Here is a 24,552-nt window from a genome sequence, read left to right as displayed (position 1 = left end):
GAAACTCCATGCAGCCACATAGTACCCGCAGCACCGCTGCCCCAGCCCTGCTGTCAGTCTGCCAGCAGCGTTGGCAACGGTTCGTGCTTGTGTGTCTTGTCACCCTGGGACTGACCGCCTGCGGTGGCGGTGAGAAGACGACCGAAACCCCCATTACCAGCGGCACGGAGATATCCAGTTACGGCGGGCCGGCACCCGCAACGGCCGACGTACAATCTTTCCGGATCAATGTCTGGGAGAACCTCAAGGCCAACAACCGCTGCGGCAGCTGCCATGGCGCCGGCGGCCAGAGCCCGGGCTTCGTGCGTCTGGACGACGTGAATCTCGCTTACGCGGCGGCCAACACCATCGTCGACCTGACGTCGCCGGCCGACTCGTCCATGGTCACCAAGGTCGCCGGCGGGCACAACTGCTGGCTGGCCAGTCATGCGGCCTGCGGCGACATCATCACGGCCTACATTTCGGCCTGGGCCGGCGGTTCGATGAGCGCGGCCGGACGCCAGATCGAACTGACGCCCCCAATGGAGAAGTTCCCCGGTGACAGCAAGAGCGCCCCCGCCGATCCGACGCTGTTTGCCACCACGGTCTATCCGCTGCTCACGAGCCATTGTTCCGCCTGCCATCGTCCGTCCAGCCCGAATCCGCAGGCACCGTTCTTCGCCGACAATGACGTGAACGCGGCATACGCAGCCGCCTTGTCAAAGATGGATCTGACCACACCGGCCAATTCGCGCTTCGTGCTGCGACTGGGTCAGGAATTTCACAACTGCTGGGACGATTGCACTGCAAATGCCGAGCAGATGCGTGCCGCCATTGCCGCCTTCGCGGACCAGGTCCCGGCCACGGAGGTCGACCCGCAACTGGTCATCAGCAGATCGCTCAATCTCGGTGACGGTGTGGTGGCCGCGGGCGGCAACCGTCACGAGGCCAATGTCATCGCCCTGTACGAATTCAAGACCGGCTCGGGCAATATCGCCTACGACACCAGCGGCGTGGAACCCGCCATCAACCTGAACTTGAGCGGACAGGTCGACTGGGTCGGCGGCTACGGACTCGATTTCATTACCGGCAAGGCCCAGGGCACCACCACGGCCAGCCGCAAACTCGCCAACCTCATCCGCTCCACCGGTGAATACTCCATCGAGGCCTGGGTAGTACCCGCCAACGTCACCCAGGAAGGACCGGCGCGGATCATCAGCTATTCGGCCGGCACCGCCGCCCGCAACTTCACCCTGGGCCAGACCCGCTACAATTACGATTTCCTGCACCGTTCCGGGACCACCGACGGTAACGGTGAACCCGCCCTGTCGACCGCGGATGCGGACGAACGCCTGCAGGCAACCCAGCAGCATGTGGTCGTCACCTTCGATCCCGCCAACGGCCGCCGCATCTATGTGAACGGCGTCTACAGCGGCGATCTGGATCCGGTCAGCGGTGGCACCCTGGCGGATTGGGACGATACCTATGCCCTGGTACTCGGCAACGAGGTCAGCGGTAATCGGCCCTGGCAGGGCAAAGTGCGGCTGCTGGCCATCCACAACCGCGCGCTGACCACCGGGCAGATCGTACAGAACTTCGAGGCCGGTGTGGGTGAGAAGTTCTATCTGCTGTTCGGTGTCAGTCATCTGACCGACATCCCACAGAGCTACGTCTTTTTCGAGGTCAGCCAGTTCGACAGCTACAGCTACCTCTTCAACCGCCCGACCTTCATCAGTCTCGATCCGACGGCACAACCGGACGGCCTTGCCATTCAGGCCCTGCGCATCGGCATCAACGGCCGCGAGGCAACGGTCGGCCAGGCCTACCGCAACCTCGATACGACCGTGACGAACACCACCTACACGCCAAACGGTCAGGTGCTGTCCGAACTCGGTACCATCGTTGCACTGGAGCAGGGCGTCGGCAGTGATGAGTTCTTCCTGAGCTTCGAACGCATCGGAATGCATACCAACGTGGTTACCGAACCGGTACCGATCGCACCCGGCGCGCCGCCGGACAACGCCCCGGTTCCGGACATCGGATTGCGTACCTTCGATGAGATCAACGCCTCCATGGCCGTCATGACCGGTGTCGATGCGCATACGCCTGCCGTGGCCGCTACGTACACCACGATCCGTCAGCAACTGCCGACCGCAGAGGATATCGAGGGATTCGTGTCGGCACATCAAGTCGCCATCTCCCAGCTGGCCATCGAATATTGCAATGCGCTAGTCAGCGATACCGTCCTGCGCACCAGCTATTTCCCGGGCTTCAACTTTGGTGCATCCGCGGGCAGCGCCTTCGACACGCAGGGTGAACGCAATCTGATCATCACCCCGCTGTTCGAGAATATGTATGGTACCGGCCTGACCACACACCCGGACCCGGCGGAGGTCACTACTGAATTGAACGCATTGATCGCCAGGCTGACATCCTGCGGCGGTGGTTGTGCCGCAGAGCGCACCGCAACCGTGGTCAAGGCCGCCTGCGCCGCAACCCTGGGCAGTGCTGCGATGTTGTTGCAGTAAGAAACTCCCTGGAGAATCCCCATGAGTAAACGCCGCTTCTTTGCACCCGATGAACCACTGCGACATCCCGCCCACAAGCGACCACTCTCGCGGCGCGATTTCCTGGCCCAGGGTTTTCTCGGCGGGCTGGGGCTGGTCACTGCACCGACCCTGTTCAGCCTGTTTGCCAATCCCCGTGCGGCACAGGCCGCACTGTCGGCGGACCTCCAGGACCTGAAGAATACCTGCGGCATCGCGGTGCAGGGTGCGGGCAAGATCCCGTTCATCTGTTTCGATCTGGCCGGTGGCGCGAGTATCGCCGGCTCCAATGTGCTGGTCGGCAGGCAGGGCGGCCAGCTGGATTTCCTCTCCACGGCGGGCTACAGCAAACTCGGGCTGCCGGGTGACATGATCCCACCGGTCGCGGACACAGTGAACGGCGGCGACCACATCGATACCACGCTAGGTCTGGCCTTCCACAAGGACAGTGCCTTTCTGCGCGGGATTCTCGACAAGATCTCACCGGCGACGGCGGCGAGTGTGAACGGTGCGGTGATCCCCGGCCGTTCCGAGAACGACACCGGCAACAATCCGCACAACCCTATGTACGGTATCCATCGCGCCGGGTCCGATGGCGAGCTGCTGACCCTGATCGGGTCACAGAGCACCGACTCAGGGGGCAACTCCATGGCCCCGGCAGCCTTGATCGATGTCTCGGTACGCCCGACCAAGGTCGATCGCCCCAGTGACGTCACCGGCCTGGTGGATACCGGCAAGCTGGTCGGACTGCTCTCACAGGACGACGCAGTGGCCGTGATGGAATCCATTCAGCGCATCAGCGATATGAAGCTCGGGCGGGTCGATACCCGCCTGGCGCGGGATGCCGAGATCAAACGTCTGCTCCGCTGCGGCTATGTCAAAAGTGCCGACCTGGTCGATCGCTATGGCGATCCGACCGCGCTCAACCCATCCATCGATCCGAATATCATCGGGCCGATCTTCAGCCAGGCGGACTATGACGGAGACAACGAATTCCGCAAGACCGCCGCCGTCATGAAGCTGGTGATGAATGGTTTTGCCGGTGCCGGCACCGTCACCCTGGGCGGCTATGACTACCATACGGGTGAGCGTGCCACCGGCGAACTGCGCGATCTGCGCGCCGGACGCTGCATGGGTGCCTGCATCGAGTACGCCGCGCGACTGGGTGTGCCGCTGATGCTGTATGTCTTCAGCGATGGCTCGGTGGCCAGCAACGGTACGCTGGACAATTCGCTGAACGGCCGCGGCAAGGGCGTGTGGACCGGTGATAACTCCTCAACCGCCGCCTCATTTTTCCTGGTCTACAATCCCGGTGGCCGGGCGACCCTGCAGGGTGGTTCACTCGACGGGCAGGCCCGTCATCAGCAGTTGGGCTATTTCAGGGCCGATGGCTCGGTGGAGACCGCATCCAGCCCGGCCGCCAACAATGTCAACCTGATGGTCGAGACGGTGATTTTGAATTACATGGCCCTGCACGGGGAACAGGGCAATTTTGCCAACCTGTTCCCCGGGCACGGTCTGGGGAACACGAGCCTGCGCGACAGTCTGGTGGCCTTCACGCCGATCGTGAACGGCACTCTCTGACGTCAGCGGCCCGCAGCTGGAATTCCGCCCGAAACACAAACCCAGGGCGACGACGTGCACATCCCGCGGGCCATGGCCGCACGCTGGCATCCCACTCCGCACAACTGCTACAATCGGCCGCGGTATCGAGCGGCAGAAACGGCCCGACAAAAATGCGGGAACGACCGCAACCCGTGGCGGGCATCGCCACTGCCCGAAGACGATCGGGTGCTGGCCGTCGGTCCGCCGACCGCCTGAGGCTGAACTCGACGCCGGCCTTTCCCCGCCCCAACGCCCCGGTAGCCCAGTGGATAGAGCGACCGCCTCCTAAGCGGTAGGCCGCAGGTTCGATTCCTGCCCGGGGCGCCATTCACAACGGCAATTTGCGCCGTGCCTCAGAGACGTTCGGGAGCTGGCCGATGCGGTTGAGCACACGGCTCAGCTCGGCGATGTCGCGGATCTCCAACGACAACTGCATGTGGGCGACGTGGTCTTCCTTGTCGGTATAGGTGTCCACGCCGATGACATTGATGCGTTCGTTGGCGAGCACCGCGGTGATGTCGCGCAGCAGGCCGGCGCGGTCGTAGGCGACGACCTGGATATCCACTGGATAGCTCGCGGCGCCCGCACCGCCCCACTCCACCTCCAATATGCGTTCGCGCTCCGTAGCCGCCAGACGCAGGGCATTCGGGCAGTCCCGCCGATGGATGGTGACGCCGCGCCCACGGGTGATGTAGCCGACGATCGCATCGTTCGGTACCGGCCGGCAGCATTGCGCAATGTGTGTGAGCAGGTTGCCGACGCCCTCGATGGTAAAGCCTTCCGCTATACCCTCGCTGGATCGTGGGGCACGCACCGTCGGCAAGGTCTCGACGGTCGGTGCTGCGAGTTCGTTGGCCGCCCCCGCCAGTTGTGCAGTATTGAGGTCGCCGTTGCCGATCGCCGCCAGCATCGCCGGGACGCTGGGCTGGTGGAGGCGTTCCGCCAGCTGCTCCCAGTTCAGATTGGTGATACCCAGGCGGTTCAACTCCCGGTCCAGCGTGGCCCGGCCGGCGCTGACGTTGTTCTCGTAATCCTGCTGGCGGAACCAGTGACGTACCTTGGCGCGTGCCCGTGGCGTCTTGAGAAACCCCAGGTGGGTGTTCAGCCAGTCGCGGCTGGGCGTGCCCTGGCGGGCTGTGAGTATCTCCACCTGTTCCCCGTTGCGCAGCTCATGGGTGAGCGGCACGATGCGACCATTGACCTTGGCACCGCGGCAGCGGTGGCCGAGATCGGTGTGGATGTGATAGGCGAAGTCCAGCGGGGTCGCCCCCTGCGCAAGATCGACCACCCGGCCCTGCGGCGTCAACGCATAGACGCGCTCGGTTACGTTCTCGGACTTGAAGCGGTCGACGAATTCGGTCGCCGTGGATTCTTCATCCTTCCACTCCAGCAGCTGCCGCAGCCAGGCGACGCGCTGCTCGACACTCGCATCGAAACGCCCACCCTCCTTGTAATGCCAGTGCGCGGCGACCCCGAGTTCGGCATGCTCGTGCATGCCACGGCTGCGGATCTGCACCTCCAGGGTACGGCCGTTCGGCCCCACCACGGCGGTGTGCAGCGAACGGTAATCGTTCTCCTTGGGATTGGCGATGTAGTCGTCGAACTCCTTGGGGATGTGGTGCCACAGGCCATGCACGATGCCGAGGGCGGCATAGCAATCGGCGTCGTGCTCGACGATCACACGTACTGCGCGTACATCAAAGATCTGGTTGAATGGCAGGTTCTTGCGCTGCATCTTCTTCCAGATGCTGTAGATATGCTTGGGCCGCCCGCTGACCTCGGCCTGGATGCCGGCGGTCTGCAGTTCGCGCGTCAACTCGCGCACGACGTGTTCGATGAAGCGCTCGCGGTCGACGCGGCGCTCGTCGAGCTGCGTGGCGATCTCGCGGTAGACCTCGGGGTCGAGGTACCGCAGCGAGAGATCCTCGAGCTCCCACTTGATCTGCCAGATACCGAGACGGTTGGCGAGTGGCGCGTAGATCTCCAGCGTCTCCTGGGCGATGCGCTGCTGGCGCTCGGGCGTGAGATGTTTGAGGGTACGGAGGTTATGCAGACGATCGGCGAGTTTGATCAGCACCACCCGCACGTCCTCGGCCATCGCCAGCAGGAGTTTGCGCACGCTCTCGGCGTCGTGATGGTCGCGCGCACCGTCGGCATGGGCATCCTGCAGGCGACCGATGCGACCCATCTTGGTGACACCATCCACCAGGTGGGCGATGCGCCCCCCGAAGTCCCGTTCGAGTTCATCCAGGGTAACCGCTGAGTCCTCGACGGTGTCATGCAGCAGGGCGGCGGCCAGGGTCTCGTAATCGAGATTCAATGCATTGAGAATCTCGGCCACCGCCAATACGTGGAAGAGGTAGGGCTCACCGGACAGCCGCAGTTGTCCGTGATGGGCACGCCGCGCGGTAGCCAGGGCGCGCGCCAGGACCTCGCGCTCGGCCGCCGGCCGCCCGCCCGCCAACGCCGCCAGCCAGGCCTCGCTCCCCGGTTCGACCCGGTCGGCAGCGGTACCGGACGTGATGACGCCATCCATCCACCTGCCCTCCATTGACTGCACAGCGACACAATAGCAGGGACATCTGGCCGATATCCATATCGCCGGTAACCACCCGCCGCCACGCTCACCCGTACCGCGCAGCGTGCGCCGATACACCCCACCGCACTCCCTGCACCCGTCTTACAATCGTTCCAACATGGACTGTACCTGGGCGAAGACATCCGCCACGCCGCGCTGGTAGGCCTCGACCACCGCCGGGAAGGTGTCGCCGGCCACCGCCTGTTCGACCTGGATGTGTTCGCGCAGCAACAGTTCGCTGTCGGTACCATCCGCCAGCAGCAGCTGTGCCGCCAGACTGACGTGACCACCGTCCCGGCCACGCACATGCTCGAAACGGTGTAACTGCAGACGCAGACGGTAGCGCCCGTCCAGGCGATCGCCGCGTGCAGCTACCTGTGGCGCCACCCCGGCGGTCTGCAGATAGTCCGCCAACTGCCGTTCCAGCAGACGCGGCGGGGTATCGATCCAATGGTGGTAGTGATAACGCTGCAGCCGGGCCGGGGTATCCACGCTACTGTACAGCAGCGAGCGGTCGCGGTAGATGGGTGCGGCAGCATCCACCGTGACCGTCAGGGTGCCGTGGATCGCGGCCGTGACCGGGACCACCTCGGGCGCCGGGATGTCGAGCCGATAGAAACTGTCTTCGGGAACCCGCACACTGCCGCTGCAGGCGGTCAGCCCCATCGCAATCAGGCCGATCAGCAGTCCATTCATACGTCGCCGCTCAATCACCGTTCACTCCTCGCTCCGCAGGGGGGCTGCCAGTCAGCAGCAACCCAGGATTGCCGCGCAACGCACGACTGAATTCGTTCATGTTGCGGCTGGTCGCCTCCAGCTCGAACAGAATGCCGTCGACCTCCCCCGAGACGCCTTCCAGCAGCTGCCGCAGCGCCAGAACCGCCGCGCGCCCGTCACTGCCGCTGTCTGCAACCAGACCGTGGACCTCGCTCAGCAGCGCATCGAGCTGGGCCTGGGTGACGCGTAATCCTGCCGAGAGCTCGCGGAAGTTGCGTGCCGTGACCTCGCCGTCGCTGATGATGCTGCGCACCCCCTGCTGTGTGCGCGCATCCAGCATCCCGGCCAGATGCCCGGCGCCACGATCCAGTTTCTCCACCATCGTCTCGACGTCGCCCAGGATCTTCGGTACCCGTCCACCGAATTCACCGCCCAGGTCGGACACTACATGATTGAGATTGTCGAGCAGTGGCCGCAGAGAGTCGCGCGTCAGGCCACCGATATCATCGGCCACCGCATCGAGTGCGGCGAACAGTTCGGTACCCAGCGCACCGGGAAGCTCCGCGCCGGACGCCAGGTAAGTACGGCTGTGCCCTTCCTCGATGTTGATGACGGTCTCGGCCAGCAGGCCGGCGGAATAGATCCGTGCCACGCTGTCGGCGGGGATCTTCCAGCCGCGCTTGATGCGCAGATTCACCCGGTAGCGCGTACCGGTCGTGTCCTGGAGTGGCTCCACGCCGGCCACGAAACCCACCTGATAGCCCTCGTAGGTCACGCGCGAACCGTCGGCCAGGCCGGTGATATTGGCGTAATGGACATGGTAGGGATCGCTGTCTCCAACCCGGCCGGTGAGCTTGTACAGCACCACCAGCAGTACCGCCAATGCGACCAGTACGAAGGTACCGACGGCAAAATAATTGATGGAATCACGTCGCATGAGGCTCAGTCCGTCCGGGTCAGGCGTTCGAGGTAGGCATCGGCATCGACCGGGCCGGTGTCGGGGATGCGGTTGATCAGGGAGCGTATCCGGGCATGGTCGGAACGCCGCACGTTTTCGACCGTGTCGGTCAGCAGGATCTCGCCACGATCCAGCACGGTGATGTGATCGGCGATCTTGAAGGCGCTTTCCAGTTCGTGGGTCACCACCACGATGGATATGTTCATCGAGTCGCGCAGCCGCAGGATCAGCTCGTCCAGCTCGGCCGACACCACCGGATCCAGGCCCGCCGAGGGCTCGTCGAAGAACAGCAGCTTCGGATCCATGACGATGGCGCGCGCCAGTGCCGCGCGTTTGATCATGCCGCCGGAGAGTTGGGCCGGCATGAGATCCTCACAACCCGCCAGATTCACCACCTCCAGCTTCATGCGGCTCATGATACGGATGGTGTTGGCATCGAGACGCGTGTGCTCCCGCAGTGGAAACTGCACGTTCTCGCCCACCGTCATGGAGTTGAACAGGGCCCCGCCCTGGAAGGACACGCCCATGTGGCGGCGCAATTCGAACAACTCCTGCCCACTGAGGGTATTGATGTCGTGTCCGAACAGTTCGATGCACCCCGCCACCGGCCGTTCCAGGCCGAGCAGATGCCGCAGCAGCGTCGACTTGCCCGAACCGCTGCCGCCCATGATGACGCGGACCTCGCCCGGCGCGACCTGCAGCGACACGCGGTCGAGGATACGGCGTTCGCCGTAATAGGTCGTCAGCTCCGTCACCCTGATCACCGGGGTGGTCGACTCGACGACGGTGCTGACATTCGGCATCGGCATGACGTCGGGTCAGCGGCTCAGGAAGAAGGTGAAGATCATATCGGCCACCACGATGGCGCCGATGCACAGCACCACCGAACGCGTCGTCCGCTGACCGAGGCCCTCGGAACCACCGCTGGTGGCGAAACCATTACTGCAACTCACCAGCGTGATCAGCACGGCAAACACGATGCTCTTGGTCAACCCCTGCAGTACGTCAGCGACCTCCAGAGAGGCGAGCGTCAGTTCGGTGAACGCCGCCAGGCTCATGTGCAGCTGCAGGCTGCACAGCAGACCGCCACCGAACAGTGCGACAGCGTTTGCCAGGATCGTCAGCAGCGGCATCATCACCACCATGGCCAGCAGAATCGGCGCTACCAGATAGCGGACCGGGTTCACACCCAGCACGCGCAATGCATCGATCTCCTGCGACATCTGCATGGCACCGATGCGTGCGGCGATCGCCGAACCAGAACGTCCGGCGACCACGATGCCGACGATGAGCGCGCCGAACTCACGGGTGATGGACATGGCCAGCCCGGGGATCACCTGCGACTCGGCGCCGAAATCCCGCAGCGTGTAGATACCCTGCAAGGCCATCATCATGCCGTTGGCGAGGGCGAGGATGGCCACCACCGGGATGGCGGATACGCCGATGCGCATCATCTCGGCCACGACGGTCGCGACCCGGACCGGCTGCTGTCGCAGCGAGCCGACGGTGATCCAGAACAGGCTCTCGACCAGCAGCGCGGCGCCGTAGCCGAACTCCTCCACGCCGCCGACCACGCGCCGTCCCAGATTGGTGGTGAATGCCCTGACCATCGTCCCTCTCGTCTCCCTGGCTGCAGGGCGCAACAGCCCCGCGTAGGATTGCCTTACGGCGACGTAGCGCCCTGCCCGACCCGCTCCTGCACACTCCCATAGATGGGAAAGACCTTATCCAGTCGCGCGAGCCGGAGTACGTTGAGCGCGGTACTGCTCACACCCACGAGCCCGAAGTCCAGTCCGCGCACGCGCGCCAGCTGGAATCCCTCCACCAGGCTGGCGACGCCCGAACTGTCGATGTAGGCGACACCACTCAGGTCTACCAGGGTGGGCCGACCATCCTGCAGACATTCCAGGATCAGCCGGCGCGCCTCCGGTGAACTGTGCAGATCGATATCGCCCTGCAGACCGATGACGGCATAGCCACCCGCGGCGGTAAAGGTATGACTCATGCGTCGCCTGCCTTCGCAATACAGTGTTTCTTCATACAGAGCAGATTGCCGGTCGCATCAGGCACCGGCAGATACGCGATCTCATCCATGATGCTGCGGATGAAATGCACGCCCAGTCCACCCGGGCGCAGCTCACGGAGATCGCGCCCGCGCCATGCCTGCAGCGATACCGGGGACGCGTGGTCGCGCAAGCGGATCTCGATGCCGGCGGCCAGTGGCAGGATCTGCAGTTCCAGCGTCCCCGCCGCGCCACGGTAGCCATGCTGAATGACGTTCATGCAGGCCTCGTTCACCGCCAGCACCAGATCCTCCACGGCCGGCACCGCAAAACCGAGGTCGGTGGCGGCCTCCCGCACCAGGGCGCGCAGCGCCTGCAGCCGGCTCGCCTCCGCGGGCACACACACGGACCAGCTGCGTTCATCTGCCATGCGCGGCCTCCGCACCATCCACCAGCAACAGTGTCAGATCGTCGTGCACCTGGGTCGTGCCGATACGGGCGGCGAGCCAGCGCGTGCGCGCGCCGGCGTCGTCCTGGCGGCAGCGGCGGATGAGCGTCTTGAAACCTTCCAGGCCGAGCTCGCCACTGTCCGGCTGGCGCGCCTCGGTCAGGCCATCGGTGTAGAGATACAAACGTCCCCCTTGCAAATGCAGCTCCTGCGTCACGCACTCGATCTCCGGCAGCACTCCCAGTGGCGGCATGTCCGCGGTGAAGTCCTGCCATGCCCCCTGGACAGGTTCATACAGGGCCGGGGGATGCCCGGCGTTGGCGAGCAGCACCCGATCGTGGTGCGGGTCATAGCAGCCGCCGATCATGGTGACGAACATGCCACGCACCGAGGTCGCACAGACCTCCCGGTTCAGCATCGTGAGCAGCGCGGCGGGGTCACCCAGCCCTTTGCCGAGGCAGCGGAACAGGCTGCTGACCTTGGCCATCAGCAGTGCCGCGTGCATGCCCTTACCCGACACGTCGGCGATGCAGAACAGGATCCGACCATCCGGTGTCGGGAAATAGTCATAAAAATCTCCCGACAGCTCGCGAGCTGACGTATTCATGCCGTGAAAGCCCGGACACGCCCCGTTTTCGCCCGGCATCAGACCGCGTTGCACTTCACGTGCCAGCCCCAGTTCCCGGTTCAGCTCGGCGGCATAGCGGTCACGCTCGGCCAGGGCCTGTTCCAGACGCCAGGTCAGTTCCTGATAACTGAGGTTGTCCTCGAGCAGCTGCAGATTGGCCTCGCGCAGCACATCGGCCAGCATCACCTGGGTGCCGATGGGCATGCCCAGCGCCCTGCCCGCCGCGACGACGCCCTGGGCCATCGCCTCCAACACATCGTTCACCTGCTCCGCATCCAGCCCGAAGGAGCTGGCGAGCAGTTCCCGGCAGCGATGGACCACGGGACGCTTATCGGCGGCGGTGAAGACCGCGGCCATCCAGTCCGCACACTGTGCCACCCGGCACAGATCGTCCGGTTGCGCGTCCCCCGCCGCCAGCGGCGCATGGTGGCCCCCCATCACGCGGCACAACTCCGGTGGCAGTTCCCAGGCCGCGGCCAACTGCTCACCGATGCGGTCGTGGGTGACGCCGAACAGATCCTGTTCCAGCACGTACCGCACCTCGGGGTCGGCGACGGCCAGGGCACCCCATTCACTGGCCCGGTCCGGGGCAACATAGAACATCACCAGCAGCCCGAAATCCTGGAGCAGGCCGGCCGTGAAGCACTCTTCCCCATTGAGACGTGCGACCCCGGCCAGACAGCGTGCCGCCACCGCGCGGCGCAGCGCCTGTTCCCAGTACGCAGACATGTCGAGGCCCGGGATCGCATCCGCGCGCAGTGCATCGCGCATCGTCACGCACAAGGCGAGGTTGCGCAGGGCGCGTTGACCGAGCAGCGTCACCGCATGTGCGGCCGAGGTGGCCTTGGCACGGAAACCGAAGAACGCGGAATTGACGATACGCAGCAATTCCGCCGTGAGCACCGCGTTGTGGGTGACGATTTCGGCCAGGCGCCGACTGGTGATGTCGGGCCTGGCGCAGGCGCGCACAATGCCGATCGCCTCCTGCGGCGGCGCCGGGAGGTCGGTGGGCTTGAGATGGGTCCAGGTATTCTGGTCAGGCATCGGGCATCCCTGCAGTGAATCTTCCGCCAACACGCGGTGGGTGTGCTCGCAGGCGTCAGCTGCTCGCAGCTTCAGCACCGTCGGCAGAAGGGGCGCCTCGGCGAGCCCCGTGATGCCTCTGAAACGATTGAAGCGTCACACCGGTCAACACAGCGGCGAAATCCGGTAAAACTTTACTTTTCCAATTTTAACAATCGTTTAGAGCTACCTGGCACGTCCATCTGCAGCGACTGCGGCCCGTGTAAAATTGACTTAGGGCAAGGTTGACCGCTTGTGAATACTTTACAGTCGCGCTCAGGTACTACTGCCGGATTGCGCTGCCATGCCGCCCTCTCTGCAAGACAAGCGACTGATTACACGACTGGCTTTCTTCGTGGTGTTCCTCCTGGCGCCGCCGCTCGACGTGTTTCGCCTGGATCTGTACCTGGGCCATTTCATCGTCTTCGGCCAGCCCTGGACGCTGGGCCTAGACCCCTTCCTGCGCGGCGAGGTCGGCCCGGGCGTCGCGGCCTGGAACCTGTTCTGGCGCGGCCTGCTGCCCATCCTCGCCGTCGGCGGCGGGCTGTTCTGGGTATCCTGGCGTTATGGCCGCCTCTACTGCGGCTGGCTGTGTCCGCACTTCTCGGTGGTGGAGACCATCAACGGTCTGATGCGCCGCGCCAGCGGCAAGCCGACGCTGTGGGAGAAAAAACCGCTGCCCGAGCGCCTCCCCGACGGCCGCGAACTGCGACCCGACCGGCGCTGGTGGCCGCTGACGCTGCTCGCCGTCGTGGCATTTTCCTTCCTCTGGGCGCTCGCCCTGCTGACCTATCTGCTGCCGCCCGACGTCATCTACGCCAACCTGTTCGCCGGCACGCTGACGCGTAACCAGTCCGTGTTTCTGCTCGCCGGGACCCTGGCCTTCATGGCCGAGTTTCTGTTGGCGCGCCACCTGTTCTGCCGCTTCGGTTGCGCCATCGGCCTGTTTCAGAGCCTGGTGTGGATGGCCAATAAACGTGCCCTGGTGGTCGGCTTCGACGGCGCGCGCGCCGCGGCCTGTGCGGACTGCAACGCCGCCTGCGACAACGCCTGCCCGATGCGGCTGAAGCCGCGCAGCATCAAGCGTAAGATGTTCACCTGCACCCAGTGCACAGAATGCATCAGCGCCTGCACCCAGGTGCAGGCGCCACACGGTCAGCCGCCGTTGTTGCAGTGGGTCGAAGAGGAATGCGCACGGCTGGTCTCCGACCGTGAGCACGGCCGGCCACTGCCGGACGGCGGCACCTGCTTCCAGTTCAAGGTGGAAAAATACCCGGGGTCGCGCATCGACACCTCGGAGGGACTGCGGGACTCACACTGACATGGAAGAACAGGTCGGACAACTCTGGCATCGCCTGATCACGCGCGCCGCACGCGACGATTTTCCACAGGCGGCCGTCGCGCTCGAGGACGTGCGCCGGCCGGTCGGCGTGTTGTTCCGCGCCCTCGGCGGCGACGGCGGCTTACGCATCCAGTCCACCACCGCCACCGACTACGCGGCGCGACGCGGCCTGCTGGCACGCATCGCCGGTGCCGGCGCGCAGATCGAACTCGCCTGGCGCGACGCACAGGCACTGTGCCTGCCGCGGCAGCTGGCAGTATTTCCCGAGGCGGGGCTGAACCGCGAACTCTACCTGTGGCTGGCCGCACTCGCCGCCCAGGATGCGGCCGCCGATCTGCCCTGGCTCGCACGCAACCAGGCGCTGACATTGGCTGCGCTGGAACGCTATCCCGGTCTGCGGCCGCGTTACCGGCGCCTGGTCGAGGCGCAGCTCGCGCAACGCCCCGACAGTGCGCGGCTGGCGCCGGACGAGGTCGCCCAGGAACTCGCGATCCGCGCTGCCCTGCAGACGCCCGGCGGCGTGGCGCAACTGCCGCACGCGCGCCGCCCGCCGCAGCCGGTACACCTGTGGCTGCACCCCTTTCCACCACACGCCGCCGCGGCGACACCGTCCGGCGACGCGCAGGACGGCGACGAGCAGGGTGGGGGCGAGAGCCATGCCGGCGACGATCGCCGCCGCAGCGCCCGGCGCGTGGCCGCGCCGAAACGTGAGCGCGGCCTGCTGGCGCTGCGCTTCGAAGCCATGTTCGGCTGGGCCGAACACATCAACGTCGATCGCGGCACCGAGGACAACGACGACATGGAGCAGGCCCGCCGCGAGGCCGAGGATCTGGACGAGCTCAGCGTCGCGCGCGAGCAGCACCGCTCCGCCTCCCACATCCGCTTCGATCTGGACCTGCCGGCCGCGGCCCAGGATGACCTGCCGCTCGGCCCGGGTATCGCCCTGCCCGAATGGGATTACCGCAAACAGACGCTGCTGCAGGACTACTGCCGGCTGCAACCGCTGCTGGCCGCCGACGCCGTGCCGGCCGAACTGCCCGCACGCCTCGCGCCCACGGCGCGGCGCCTGCGCAACCAGTTCCAGGCACTGGCACCCGCGCGGATATGGCGGCGCGCCCAGGCCGACGGCAGTGAACTGGATCTGGACGCCTATCTGCGTTTCACCACGGAGCGCCACAGCGGCGGGCGCCAGACCGACCCCGGCCTGTATCGCGACCTGCGCGTCGGCGACCGCGACCTCGCCTGCCTGCTGCTCGCCGATCTGTCGCTCTCCACCGACGCCTGGATCAGCAACGAACAGCGCATCATCGACGTGATCCGTGACAGCCTGTACCTGTTTGCCGAGAGCCTCACCGGTACGGGTGATCGCTTCGCTATGTACGGCTTTTCCTCGCGCCGCCGCGAGCATGTGCGCTTCCATCATATAAAAGGTTTCGACGAACGCTACGACGGCCGTATCCGCGGCCGTATCGACGTACTCAAACCGGGCTTCTACACGCGCATGGGTGCCGCTATCCGCCATGCCAACACACTGCTGGCGACACAGGGCAACAAGCGGCGGCTGCTGCTGATCCTCACCGACGGCAAGCCCAACGATCTCGACCACTACGAGGGCCGCTACGGCGTCGAGGACACCCGCCACGCCATCGCCGAGGCACGCCGCGCCGGCCTGCAGCCATTCTGCGTCACCATCGACCAGCGTGCCGGCGACTACCTGCCGTACCTGTTCGGCAGCAACGGCTACATCGTCATCCGCAAGCCGGCAGACCTGCCGCGGAGGCTGCCGCTGCTGTACGTGCAGCTCACCCATTGAGATTACCCTGACAGCCACTGGGGTCTCGATCGACGCCGAACCACGATCTGGTATCGTACGGCGTGTTGCACAGCCGCAGACCGACCCGGCATGAACCGCCAACAACAAGAGACGAACCGCATGTCGCACTGGAAAATCTTCACCGCCGCCCCCCACCGCGTAATGATGTTCGTGGGCAGCCTGCAGCTGGTACTGACCCTGCTGTACTGGTGCGCCGAACTCGCGCTGCGCCATTTCGGCGGCACGTCTTTGCCGGGGATGACGGTGCCGCCGTTCTGGGGACACGGCTACCTCATGCTCTACAGCCTGTTTCCCTACTTCTTTTTCGGCTTCCTCATGGTCACGTATCCGCGCTGGATGAGTGGCCCCGAGATCGCACGGTCGCGTTATGTGGCGAGCTGCCTGGTGATGGCGACGGGCACGACGCTGGTCTATGTCGGGCTGTTCACGCACGCGGCGCTGCTGGGCGTCGGTGCGCTGCTGCAGGCGGTCGGCTGGGCGATCGGACTGACCGATATGTACCGCGTGTTTCGCGCAGCGTCGGCACGCGACAAGACACACGAATCCTATCTGAATGTCTATCTGTTCCTCGGCGGGACCGGTATGGTCGTCTTCGGGCTCGGCGTACTGTGGAACGACCCGCACTGGGTGCAGGGGGCCCTGACGCTCGGTCAGTGGGGCTTCGTGCTGCCGGTACTGCTCACCGTGGCGCATCGTATGCTGCCGTTTTTCAGCAGCACCGTGCTCAAACCCTATACGGTCGTGCAGCCGATGTGGGTCCTCGCCGCGCTGCCACTGTTGTTCGCCGCACATGTCGCGAGCGAGCAGTTGGGCCTGTGGGGGTGGCGTCTCCTGTTCGACCTGTCACTGGCTGGCATCGGTTTCTATCTCACGGCGCGCTGGGGTCTGCGGCGCAGTTTCGAGGTGCGTCTGCTCGCCATCCTGCACATGGCCTTCGCCTGGTTCGGCATCGGCATGGCGTTGTATGCGCTCGAAAGCCTGCTGCTGCTCACCGACAGTGGGCTGTCGCTGGGCCGTGCACCGCTGCACGCGCTCGGCATCGGGTTGGTGGGTGGCATGACGCTGGCCATGGCCAGCCGCGTCACCCTGGGCCATTCCGGCCGGCCACTGGTCGCCGACAACCTCGTCTGGTGGTGCTGCTGGGGCCTGCAGGCCACCGCCATAGTGCGTATTGCCGGTGACCTGCCGTTCACCGCCCGGCTGTTCGGTATACCCACGATGCTGTGGGCGGCGGTGTTGTGGCTCATCGTCATGCTGGTGTGGGCGAGCCGCTTCGCACCGCTCTATCTGCGGCCGCGCATCGACGGCAAGCCGGGCTGAGGGCCGCTATCGGCGGGTACGGACTCGCGTTACCATGGACCCCTCGTCCAACGGAGGGACCGCCATGAAAACCATCCGCCCAAAAACCACCCGTTTCGTCGCCGCCATCATCGCCCTGTCGAGCCTGCCCCTGTCGGGTCACACGGCCTGGCAGGATCTGCTGAACAAGCTGCCGTTGCCATCGAAATCCACATCGACTGCCGGCGTCCAATCGCTCACCGACAGCGAGATGTCCGCGGGTCTCAAAGAGGCCCTGGACCAGGCCGCACAGATCGCTGTCAAACAACTGGGGCAGGACGGCGGCTATCTCAATAACCCCGCCGTACGCATCCCGCTACCCGAACGTCTGAGCTGGGTCGAAAAGGGCCTGCGCGCCGTCGGCCAGGGCGCCATGGTCGATGAGTTCGAAGGCACCATGAACCACGCGGCGGAGCAGGCCGTGCCGGTGGCGCTGGATGAGTTCCGTGGCGCGATCCGTGCCATGACCCTGGCCGATGCCAAGACCATCCTCACGGGACCGGACGATGCCGCGACCCAGTATTTCCGCACCCAACGCAGCGACAGCCTGCGGGAGAAGTTCCGCCCCATCGTCAGCGCCGCAACTGCGCGCACCGGCGTAACGGCATCGTACAAGAACCTGCTCGACCAGGCCGGTGGTGCCAGCGCCCTGGTCGACACCCGCAGCCTCGATCTCGACAGCTACGTCACCGACAAGGCGCTCGATGGCCTGTTCCTGACGATGGCCGAGGAGGAAAAGCACATCCGCGAGAATCCGGTGGCGCGCTCGACCGACCTGCTGAAGAAGGTCTTCGGCAGCGTCGGTCGCTGACGACCTGCGGTCGGCACAGTGGTCCGCTGCGCAGGGATACCGCATTATACGTCCGACAATAAGAAAGGCAGGCCGGAGAACCGTCGGACATGGACCTTTGGATCGCAGCCAGGCTGCTCGTGCTGCTGGTGGCCGCGAACGGCGCGCCCATCGTCGCGCGCAAGCTGTTCGGACGGCATGGTGCGGCACCGATCGATGGCAATCGGCGGCTGCACGACGACCAGCCACTGTTGGGCACGTCCAAGACCTGGCGCGGTCTGTTCGCGGCCCTGCTGACCGGCACCATCCTCGCACCCCTGCTCGCCCTGCCCTGCACCCTCGGCTTGACCGTGGCCGCCGCCGCCATGGCCGGCGACCTGCTGTCGAGCTTCATCAAACGCCGCCTCAGCATCGCGCCCAGCGGCATGGCCTTCGGACTGGATCAGGTGCCGGAGTCGCTGCTGCCGCTGCTGGTGGTCGCACCGCGCCTCGGCCTGACGTTCGCGGATGCGCTGCAACTGACCGCCGTCTTCCTGATCATCGAGCTGTTGCTGTCGCAGGCCTTGTATCGCCTCAACATCCGCCGGCGACCGTATTGACGGCGAGGCACACCCGGCAGGATACGGCGGCACTGTAGTGCACGGCGAGAGAATTCAAACCGCTCTTGGCCACGGAACACCACGGAAAGAATTCGATGGTGGAATGACGATGGATTTGAGATCTGTTCCCTTCGACTCTTGAACTTTTTCCGTGTTGTTCCGTGTGGTTCCGTGGCCATCGATCTTTAAATAAGACCCGCCGAGGCGCAGCCTGCGGACCTCATCCTCAGCGTCGGCCGAAACGCCCCGGCTGGAACAGCCGCACACCGCGCCGCTTGAACAGCGGCACCAGCAGCAGGCCGGCGATGAAACCGCCGATATGCGCACCGAAGGCGACGCCACCCTGCTGCCCGGCGGCGGGTATCGAGCTGACCAGCTGGATCACGAACCAGAAGCCCAGTACCCAGCCGGCCTTGATCGACATGCTGTGCAGATAAAAGCCGAAGGGGATGACCACCAGCACCCGGGCATGCGGAAACAGCAGCAGGTAGGCGCCGAGTACACCGGAGATCGCACCGCTGGCGCCGATCATGGGGATGACGGACTGCGGGTCCGGCAGGGCCTGGGCCAAGGCGGCGGCCAGCCCGCAGACGAGGTAGAACATGAGGAAGCGCGCATGCCCCATGGCCTCCTCGACGTTATCGCCGAAGATCCACAGATAGAGCATGTTGCCGATCAGGTGCATCCAGCCACCATGCAGGAACATGGAGGTGAACAAGGTGGCCTGGGGCGCGACCCACGCGATCCCATCCGGCAGCTGGGCGTGTCCGAACAGCACGGCCGGGATCAGCCCGAGCGCGTAGACCACACGTTCCTGCTGCATACCGAAGGACAGCTGCCAGAAGAACGCCAGGACACAGACCACGATCAACCCGACGGTCAGTACCGGCGTGATGGAAGTCGGGTTGTCGTCACGCAGGGGAATCATAGGGCTCCGCCATCGGCCGGTGCCGGCGCGCACACGGCATTTAACCAGGAAGGACACAGGGTACACTACGGCGGTCCACGACTCCCGGGATCGCACCAGCCCCATGCTGCCCGTACTGCTCATTCTCGGTCTCACCCTGACGCTGCTGGCCTGGCCGGTGGCGCGTGCGCGCCTGCGCGCACGGCGGCGCGCGGCCCTGCGCGCGCAGGCCTTCCCGCCGGCCTGGAGCACCGTGCTGGAGACGCACCTGCCACTCTATCGACGGCTGCCGCCGGCGCTGCGCACACAGCTGCACGGCCACGTCCAGGTACTGCTGGCCGAGAAGGATTTCCACGGTACGCACGGCCTGCAGGTCACGGATACGATGCGTGTCATCGTCGCCGCCCAGGCGGCCCTGCTGCTGTTCAACCGCACGCCGGACTATTACCCCGAGTTGCACAGCATCGTCTTGTACCCGGCGCGCTTCATCGTCGACCGCGAGGTCTGGGACGAGGCCGGGGTGCAACGCCGCGAGCGCCGGGTGCTGAGCGGCGAGTCCTGGGAGAAGGGCCAGCTGGTACTGTCCTGGGACGATACCCTGATGGGCGGTATGGACAGTGGCGACGGCTACAATGTCGTGCTGCACGAATTCGCCCATCAGCTCGATCATCGCTCCGGCAGCACCAATGGCGTGCCTGCCGGCCTGGGGCGGCGGGGCCGCGCCGCCTGGTCGGCCGCCTTCCTGCCGGCCTACGAACATCACCGCCGCCACGTCGCAGCCGGCGAGGACACCTGGCTGGACCCCTATGCCGCGGAAAGCCCTGCAGAATTCTTTGCGGTGCTTACCGAGTACTTCTTCGAACTGCCGCGTGAGCTGCGGGTGGAGTATCCGGCCATCTATGCCCGGCTGCAGGACTATTACCGGGTCGATCCGGCCCGCTGGCCGGCCGCCTGATCCAGGTCGGGACCGGTGCCCTGGATTTCCCCGTGACGGCCCGTATACTGAGCGCCGCGACGGTCCTCCGCAGCCTCGCCGCCGGGCCGGCCTGCCGACCGTACACAGGGTCCAGCACCATCACCGGTGGAATATTCAACCCCAGCCGCTGCCTACCGGCATAAGGGGCCACGACCCCAGGTCCATGCACAAGTCCAGCTTCCTCATCGCCATCGCGATCGCCACGCTGACCATCCTGGGTTGGGCGCTCTACAACAATCCGGATTCCGAACCGCCGTGGCCGGAGCGCATCCAGGGCTTCGCCTTCTCGCCCTATCACGCCAATCAGGCCCCGATCTGGAGCAAGTATCCGAGTGAAGCGCAGATCGATGCCGATCTCGCGCTGCTGTCGGGCGAGACCTATGCGGTGCGCACCTACACCGTGGAGAACACACTGGGCGAGATACCGAAGCTGGCGGAGCGGCACGGCATCAATGTCGCACTCGGTGCCTGGGTGGGACCCAATGCCAAGAAGACCCGGGTTGAACTCGACCGCATGCTGCACATCGCGGCCCGCTCGCGCAACGTGGTGCGTATCCTCGTCGGTAACGAGGTGCTGCTGCGCAAGGACATACCGGTGGCGGAGCTCATCAACTACCTGGACTACGCCCGCGCAAACATCGACATCCCGGTCAGTACCGCCGAACCGCCCTATATCTGGAAGGACCATCCCGAGCTGGTCGAACATGTCGACTACATCACCGTCCATCTGCTGCCCTACTGGGAAGGCATTCCGGTCAACGAGGGCGTGACCTACGCCATCAACAGCATCAACGAACTCAAGACGCTGTATCCCGGCAAGCCGATCGTCATCGGTGAGGTGGGCTGGCCCAGTAACGGCCGCACCCGCGGTGGTGCCGTGGCCTCCGCCGCCAACGAGGCGGTGTTCCTGCGGCGCTTTCTGGACGTTGCCGCGCGGGAAAAATATATCTACTACATCATGGAGGCGTTCGACCAGACCTGGAAGCGCGAGACCGAGGGCGCGGTCGGTGCCTACTGGGGCGTCTACGATGTCGAACGCCGGCCCAAATTCCAGTTCTCCAAACCCATCGTGCGGATTCCCAATTGGCCGATCCTCGCTGGCATCTCGGTGTTCGTGGCCTTCGTGACCTTCGCGCTGCTGCTGATCGACAGTACGCGCCTCGCAAACCGCGGCCGCAGCTTCCTGGCGCTGATCACCTATGTCGCCGCGACCGCCGCCGTGTGGATCATCTACGATTATCTGAACCAGTACCTGACCATCACCAGTGTGGTGGTGGGGCTGCTGCTGATGGTCGGCATGATCGGTGTCATCGCCGTACTGCTCGCCGAGGCGCATGAGTGGGCCGAGGCCCTGTGGACACGCGAACACCGCCGGCTGTTCCGCCCCGTGGCGGTGCCCGACGAGCAATTACCGAAGGTGTCGGTGCATGTCCCGGCCTACAACGAACCACCGGAGATGATGATCGAGACGCTGAACGCCCTGGCGGCGCTCGACTATCCCGATTTCGAGGTCATCGTCATCGACAACAACACCCGGGATCCGGCCGTCTGGGAACCGGTGCGCGACCACTGCATGACGCTGGGGCCGCGTTTCCGCTTCTTCCACCAGGACCCGCTGGACGGATTCAAGGCCGGTGCCCTCAATTTCGCCCTGCGCCACACCGTCGCCGATGCGCAGATCGTCGCCGTCATCGACAGCGATTACATCGTCCATCCGCGCTGGCTGCGCGATCTCACGCCACGGTTCACCGACGAGCGTATCGGCATCGTGCAGGCGCCTCAGGATTATCGCGACGCCCGCGAGAACGCCTTCAAGGCCATGTGCTATGCCGAATACCGCGGCTTCTTCTATATCGGCATGATCACGCGCAACGAGCGCAACGCCATCATCCAGCACGGCACCATGACCATGGTGCGCAAAGCGGCGCTGGAAGCGATCGGTGGCTGGGCGGAATGGTGCATCACCGAAGACGCGGAGCTGGGACTGCGCATCTTCGCCCATGGTCTGGAGGCGTCCTACATCCCGCGGAGCTACGGTCGCGGCTTGATGCCGGATACCTTCATAGACTTCAAGAAGCAGCGCTTCCGCTGGGCCTTCGGCTCGGTACAGATCCTGCGCCGGCACGCCGGCCAGCTGCTGCGTCGCGGCCAGGGCCGGCTCACCGCCGGTCAGCGCTATCACTTCCTGGCCGGCTGGCTGCCGTGGCTCGCCGATGGCGTCAATCTCGTCTTCAACATGGCGGCACTGGCCTGGTCGTTCGCCATGCTCGCGGCCCCCGAGCATATCGATCCACCACTGCTGATGTTCTCCATCCTGCCGCTGGCGCTGTTCGTGTTCAAGATCGGCAAGCTGGTGTATCTGTACCGTACCCGCGTCGGCGCCACCACCGTGCAGACCCTGGCCGCGGCCCTGGCGGGCCTGGCACTCACCCACACCATCGGCCTGGCCATACTCACCGGCTTCTTCGTGCGCAGCAAACCCTTCTTCCGCACTCCGAAGCAGGCACACAAGCAGGCCCTGCTGCAGGCGCTGGGCGCGGCGCGCGAGGAGACGCTGATGTGCATCGCGTTGTGGCTGGCCGCCGGGTCCATCATCTATCGCTTCGGTACCGAGACGCTGGACCTGCTGATGTGGGCGGTGATGCTGCTGTTGCAATCGGTGCCGTATGCCGCCGCGCTGCTCGTGTCGATCATCAGCGCCTTCCCCAGGCTGTCCGCCGGTCGGATCGGTGAGACCCACAGCATGCAGCAGATGGCCCGCGCCGTGCTCGACCCGGCCGAGCCGGAGACCTGACGGTTCACGCGGTCTGCGGCTGCTGGCGTTTATGTATGAGTAAACCCCTTTTTGGCCACGGAAGCACACGGAAAAACACGGAAAAAATTCGTTCTATAAAGTCCGGAAACCAAGCTGCGACTGATGACCACGGGTGATAGTTCCTACGGTTTACATAAGCACCCGGGGCAAAATTCAAATCGATCCCCCTTCCACCGTTTCCGTGTCATTCCGTGTGCTTCCGTGGCCATTTCCCCAGGATATCGGCGTACGTAAGCGCCGGGCCGCGCCGTTGCGGGCGGCTCGCAGGCACAGGTTGGCTGCGGTCTTGGGTACCCGGGGTGTCTCAGGCCTGTGGATCCAGGACCAGCTTGCCCTGGACATGTCCCTCCTGGATGCGTGCATGCGCCTCGGCCGCCGCGCTCAGTGGCAACTGCGCGGCGACCTGCAGACTCAGCTCGCCGCTGTCGAGCAGTACCGCGCAGCGGTCCAGGATCTCGCCCTGGTGGGCGCGTGCCTGCGGCAGATCGTGCAGCATCGGCGTGAGCATGAGTACGAAACCGATGCACAGATTGCGGCTGCGTGCCGCCGTCCAGTCGATGTCGGCCCCCGGTTCCAGCAGTGTGACGACATCGCCGTAGTACGCGGCCGCCTCCAGGCTGCGGTGGAAGGTCTCGCCGCCGACGCAGTCGAGCACCACGTCCACGCCGCGGCCGTCGGTCCAGTCGTTCACCGCGGCCACGAAATCCTCCCGGCGATAATCGATCACCCGCTCGGCGCCGAGGCCGCGGACGAACTCGGCATTGCCCGCGGAACTGACGGTGGTGCACACCCGTGCACCGGTCCAGCGCGCCAACTGGATGGCGACATGGCCGACGCCACCGGCGCCGGCATGGATCAGCACTGTCTGATCCGCCTGCAGCCGGGCGCGGTCGAACAGTGCCTCCCAGGCGGTGATCAGCACCAGTGGCCCCGCGGCCGCGTGGCAGGCGTCGATACCGGCCGGCGCGCGCCGCGCCACCGCCGCCGGCACGACGCTGTATTCCGCGTAACTGCCGGGTTCGCGACCGAGGCCGCCGTGACAGTACCAGACGGCATCACCCACCTGCAGCCCGTGCACCTCCGTGCCGACCTCGACCACCTCGCCGGCACCGTCGCAGCCAAGGATGTGCGGCAGTGCATCGGGCACCAGCAGGCCATGTGCGCGCAGCTTGGTGTCGACGGGATTGACCCCGGCGGCCCGCAGCCGCACCTTGACCTGGTCCGGCGCCGTCAGCGCCGGCTCCGGCACGTCCGCGAACACCAGCACCTCCGGCCCGCCCACCGCCGTCATCAACATTGCCTTCATATCCTCACCTCCTCGTTCCTCGTTCCTCGTTCCTCGTTCCTCACGCCTCACGCCTCACGCCTCACGCCTCACTCACTCTAGCGCATCACCGCCTACACCCACCATAATAGCGGCCTGCCCC

The 24,552-nt window shown here is 65.2% G+C and carries 19 protein-coding genes and 1 tRNA gene; 10 read left to right on the top strand and 10 right to left on the bottom strand.

The features are described 5' to 3' along the window. Window positions 1–8: 8 nt before the first annotated feature. From K8I04_13990 to K8I04_13980, 3 genes are all read left to right on the top strand, one after another. The gene (locus K8I04_13990) at window positions 9–2,507 is read left to right on the top strand and encodes a LamG domain-containing protein (GenBank protein ID MBZ0072823.1); all 2,499 of its coding nucleotides are present in this window, start codon (window positions 9–11) and stop codon (window positions 2,505–2,507) included. Window positions 2,508–2,528: 21 nt separating this feature from the next. Continuing rightward, a complete protein-coding gene (locus K8I04_13985) occupies window positions 2,529–4,109 on the top strand; it encodes a general secretion pathway protein GspF (protein MBZ0072822.1) in 1,581 nt (526 codons plus the stop codon). 272 nt (window positions 4,110–4,381) lie between these two features. Then, a tRNA-Arg gene (locus K8I04_13980) sits at window positions 4,382–4,457 on the top strand. Window position 4,458: 1 nt separating this feature from the next. Here K8I04_13980 and relA read toward each other — a convergent pair. From relA to K8I04_13940, 8 genes are all read right to left on the bottom strand, one after another. After that, window positions 4,459–6,681: a GTP diphosphokinase gene (relA, locus tag K8I04_13975; GenBank protein ID MBZ0072821.1), complete on the bottom strand. Its 2,223-nt coding sequence runs from the start codon at window positions 6,679–6,681 to the stop codon at window positions 4,459–4,461. 129 nt (window positions 6,682–6,810) lie between these two features. Beyond that, complete coding sequence (locus tag K8I04_13970) at window positions 6,811–7,404, bottom strand: PqiC family protein (GenBank protein ID MBZ0072820.1); 594 nt, start codon at window positions 7,402–7,404, stop codon at window positions 6,811–6,813. A gap of 10 nt (window positions 7,405–7,414) precedes the next feature. After that, window positions 7,415–8,362 carry an MlaD family protein gene (locus K8I04_13965; GenBank protein ID MBZ0072819.1) on the bottom strand — a complete coding sequence of 316 codons (948 nt, stop codon included), beginning with the start codon at window positions 8,360–8,362 and terminating at the stop codon, window positions 7,415–7,417. Window positions 8,363–8,367: 5 nt separating this feature from the next. Further along, the gene (locus tag K8I04_13960) at window positions 8,368–9,186 is read right to left on the bottom strand and encodes an ABC transporter ATP-binding protein (GenBank protein MBZ0072818.1); all 819 of its coding nucleotides are present in this window, start codon (window positions 9,184–9,186) and stop codon (window positions 8,368–8,370) included. A gap of 15 nt (window positions 9,187–9,201) precedes the next feature. Beyond that, window positions 9,202–9,993, bottom strand: coding sequence for an ABC transporter permease (locus tag K8I04_13955; GenBank protein ID MBZ0072817.1), 792 nt, complete (start codon window positions 9,991–9,993; stop codon window positions 9,202–9,204). A 53-nt stretch (window positions 9,994–10,046) separates the two neighbouring features. After that, window positions 10,047–10,388: an STAS domain-containing protein gene (locus K8I04_13950; GenBank protein ID MBZ0072816.1), complete on the bottom strand. Its 342-nt coding sequence runs from the start codon at window positions 10,386–10,388 to the stop codon at window positions 10,047–10,049. After that, window positions 10,385–10,816 carry an ATP-binding protein gene (locus K8I04_13945; GenBank protein MBZ0072815.1) on the bottom strand — a complete coding sequence of 144 codons (432 nt, stop codon included), beginning with the start codon at window positions 10,814–10,816 and terminating at the stop codon, window positions 10,385–10,387. Before K8I04_13945 ends, K8I04_13950 begins: the two co-directional genes overlap by 4 nt. Further along, window positions 10,806–12,506 (bottom strand): HDOD domain-containing protein, encoded by a 1,701-nt coding sequence (locus K8I04_13940; protein MBZ0072814.1) that lies wholly within the window; start codon window positions 12,504–12,506, stop codon window positions 10,806–10,808. Before K8I04_13940 ends, K8I04_13945 begins: the two co-directional genes overlap by 11 nt. A gap of 322 nt (window positions 12,507–12,828) precedes the next feature. Here K8I04_13940 and K8I04_13935 point away from each other — a divergent pair, with 322 nt between their 5' ends. From K8I04_13935 to K8I04_13915, 5 genes are all read left to right on the top strand, one after another. Continuing rightward, window positions 12,829–13,845 carry a 4Fe-4S binding protein gene (locus K8I04_13935; GenBank protein MBZ0072813.1) on the top strand — a complete coding sequence of 339 codons (1,017 nt, stop codon included), beginning with the start codon at window positions 12,829–12,831 and terminating at the stop codon, window positions 13,843–13,845. A 1-nt stretch (window position 13,846) separates the two neighbouring features. Continuing rightward, window positions 13,847–15,679: a VWA domain-containing protein gene (locus K8I04_13930; GenBank protein ID MBZ0072812.1), complete on the top strand. Its 1,833-nt coding sequence runs from the start codon at window positions 13,847–13,849 to the stop codon at window positions 15,677–15,679. Window positions 15,680–15,799: 120 nt separating this feature from the next. Then, window positions 15,800–17,020 (top strand): NnrS family protein, encoded by a 1,221-nt coding sequence (locus tag K8I04_13925; protein ID MBZ0072811.1) that lies wholly within the window; start codon window positions 15,800–15,802, stop codon window positions 17,018–17,020. Between the two features lie 64 nt (window positions 17,021–17,084). Continuing rightward, window positions 17,085–17,849 carry a DUF4197 domain-containing protein gene (locus K8I04_13920; GenBank protein ID MBZ0072810.1) on the top strand — a complete coding sequence of 255 codons (765 nt, stop codon included), beginning with the start codon at window positions 17,085–17,087 and terminating at the stop codon, window positions 17,847–17,849. 89 nt (window positions 17,850–17,938) lie between these two features. Beyond that, complete coding sequence (locus tag K8I04_13915) at window positions 17,939–18,427, top strand: CDP-archaeol synthase (protein MBZ0072809.1); 489 nt, start codon at window positions 17,939–17,941, stop codon at window positions 18,425–18,427. Window positions 18,428–18,653: 226 nt separating this feature from the next. On the opposite strand, the gene K8I04_13910 is transcribed toward K8I04_13915, so the two are convergent. Further along, window positions 18,654–19,355 carry a rhomboid family intramembrane serine protease gene (locus K8I04_13910; GenBank protein ID MBZ0072808.1) on the bottom strand — a complete coding sequence of 234 codons (702 nt, stop codon included), beginning with the start codon at window positions 19,353–19,355 and terminating at the stop codon, window positions 18,654–18,656. A 106-nt stretch (window positions 19,356–19,461) separates the two neighbouring features. On the opposite strand from K8I04_13910, the gene K8I04_13905 reads away from it, so the two are divergent. Both K8I04_13905 and K8I04_13900 read left to right on the top strand, forming a co-directional pair. After that, window positions 19,462–20,289 carry a zinc-dependent peptidase gene (locus K8I04_13905; protein ID MBZ0072807.1) on the top strand — a complete coding sequence of 276 codons (828 nt, stop codon included), beginning with the start codon at window positions 19,462–19,464 and terminating at the stop codon, window positions 20,287–20,289. A gap of 184 nt (window positions 20,290–20,473) precedes the next feature. Further along, entirely contained in the window at window positions 20,474–23,104 is a 2,631-nt protein-coding gene (locus tag K8I04_13900) for a glycosyltransferase (protein MBZ0072806.1), read from the top strand. A 325-nt stretch (window positions 23,105–23,429) separates the two neighbouring features. On the opposite strand, the gene K8I04_13895 is transcribed toward K8I04_13900, so the two are convergent. Continuing rightward, window positions 23,430–24,431, bottom strand: coding sequence for a zinc-dependent alcohol dehydrogenase family protein (locus K8I04_13895; protein MBZ0072805.1), 1,002 nt, complete (start codon window positions 24,429–24,431; stop codon window positions 23,430–23,432). Between the last annotated feature and the right edge of the window lie 121 nt (window positions 24,432–24,552).

Source organism: Gammaproteobacteria bacterium, assembly GCA_019911805.1.
Taxonomy (GTDB): Bacteria; Pseudomonadota; Gammaproteobacteria; order Thiohalobacterales; family Thiohalobacteraceae; genus JAHJQQ01.
The sequence above is the reverse complement of the archived record's forward strand: the minus strand, read 5'-3'. Positions and strand labels throughout refer to the sequence as shown.